At 27.0% G+C, this 403-nt stretch carries 1 protein-coding gene; it reads left to right on the top strand.

The window, feature by feature from the left end; translation table 11 throughout:
• Position 1 precedes the first annotated feature (1 nt).
• A partial coding sequence (locus tag HMPREF2926_RS10650; protein ID WP_141751787.1) for an ABC transporter transmembrane domain-containing protein occupies positions 2 to 403 on the top strand: 402 nt, incomplete at its 3' end.

Raw genomic sequence — 403 nt, 5'->3', positions numbered from 1 at the left:
TATGAACCAGATTATGAAACAATATAAATTACTATATTTCTTGATTATTTTATTAAGTCTGACAAGTGCTCTTTTAATGACATTCTTCTCTCTCCAATTAGGAAGAATACTTGATAGTATATCTAATTCAAATAGTGGATTACTCTTTCATATCACTATTTGTGTAAGTTCGATTTTACTGTGGTTCTTGATTTCTTGTTCCTATTCCTATCTTAAAAACCAATATGTAAAAAAAGTTATTTTAGATCTAAAAAGGCGTCTCTTATTACATTATTTATCGCGTGAATTTAACCAAATTGACAACCGTAACCATTCAGATTTCTTAAATAATATCACCAAAAACAGTGATCTTATTCAAGAAAATTTATTAATCCCTAAAATCTCTCTAATTGCAAATTTAGGG

It is taken from the genome of Streptococcus sp. HMSC078D09, from assembly GCF_001813675.1.
Taxonomy (GTDB): Bacteria; Bacillota; Bacilli; order Lactobacillales; family Streptococcaceae; genus Streptococcus.
The sequence above is the reverse complement of the archived record's forward strand: the minus strand, read 5'-3'. Positions and strand labels throughout refer to the sequence as shown.